At 40.1% G+C, this 491-nt stretch carries 1 protein-coding gene; it reads left to right on the plus strand.

Annotated elements, in window-relative coordinates; genetic code table 11:
* Nucleotides 1–491 (plus strand): Calx-beta domain-containing protein (locus ABW636_RS19490; RefSeq protein ID WP_367591755.1); only part of this gene is annotated, 491 nt, incomplete at both ends.

The following is a 491-nucleotide window of genomic DNA, read 5'->3' on the forward strand; positions in this document are numbered from 1 at the left end:
GGAGATAGTAGTGCAAGTATTACTGTTGCCACAGTTGAAGATACAACCAATGAGCCACAAGAGACTTTTGAAGTGAATATCACTGATGCCGAAACCAATACAACAAACACTACCTTAACAGTTACCGATGCTCAGGGTATAGGAACAATCGATGATGATGATCCAGTGCCTACTGTTAGTATCAATGATGTTACGGTTGATGAGGGAGACAATGCTGTATTTACAGTGAGTTTATCAAATCCAAGTAGTGAAGCAATCACAGTTACTTTTACGGTTGATGATGCTACTGCCGTTGAGACTGATGATTATACAGAACCAACTTTAACAGTTATCATCCCGGCAGGAGATAGTAGTGCAAGTATTACTGTTGCCACAGTTGAAGATACAACCAATGAGCCACAAGAGACTTTTGAAGTGAATATCACTGATGCCGAAACCAATACAACAAACACTACCTTAACAGTAACCGATGCTCAGGGTATAGGAACAAT

This window comes from Aquimarina discodermiae, from assembly GCF_040786235.1.
GTDB lineage: Bacteria > Bacteroidota > Bacteroidia > Flavobacteriales > Flavobacteriaceae > Aquimarina.